Below are 649 nucleotides of genomic sequence, written 5' to 3'. Positions count from 1 at the left end.
AGGGCGCGCATGCATTTGTTTCCTTTAAGATAAAGCACTTGGGTTATAGCTGGCTTTTAGGGCGCTTTAATGAGTTTGACGGTAGTTTTTCTTATGATGCTGCAGCACCTGAAAAATCTTCAATTAATGTGACAATTCAAACTGATAGTATTGATTCCAATCATGCTGAACGTGATAAGCATTTAAAAAGTGATGACTTCCTAGATGTTAAGAAGTTTCCGCTTGCGACCTTTAAAAGTACGAACTTTAAGGCGATTGATGAAGATAGTGCGATAGTAACGGGGAATTTCGAGCTTCATGGGGTAAGTAAAAGTATTAGTTTCCCGGTTGAAAAGGTGGGTGAAGGGAAAGATCCTTGGGGTGGTTATCGAGCTGGGTTCACCGGTAAGACGAGCTTAAAGCTTGCTGATTACGGTATTACCCGTAACTTGGGCCCTGCTTCGACACACGTAGAAATTGAGCTGAACATCGAAGGTATTCGACAGTAGCCCCTAATTCAGGATAATTATTGTAACCGGCTAGTAAGTAATTACTCGCCGGTTTTTTCTTTAAATTCGCATAAGTCCTCAATTAAGCAGGCGCCGCATTTAGGTTTTCTGGCAACGCATGTGTAACGTCCGTGAAGAATAAGCCAGTGGTGAGCGTCTAA

Annotated in this window: 1 protein-coding gene and 1 pseudogene; one reads left to right on the top strand and one right to left on the bottom strand. The window is 42.2% G+C overall.

Annotated elements, in window-relative coordinates; all coding sequences use genetic code 11:
- Positions 1-488 (top strand): YceI family protein (locus A3761_RS24815; RefSeq protein ID WP_068751111.1); only part of this gene is annotated, 488 nt, incomplete at its 5' end.
- A 41-nt stretch (positions 489-529) separates the two neighbouring features.
- Here A3761_RS24815 and A3761_RS24810 read toward each other — a convergent pair.
- A pseudogene (locus tag A3761_RS24810) lies at positions 530-649 on the bottom strand (endonuclease III); the annotation flags it as partial.

This window comes from Oleiphilus sp. HI0123, assembly GCF_001635315.1.
The sequence above is the reverse complement of the archived record's forward strand: the minus strand, read 5'-3'. Positions and strand labels throughout refer to the sequence as shown.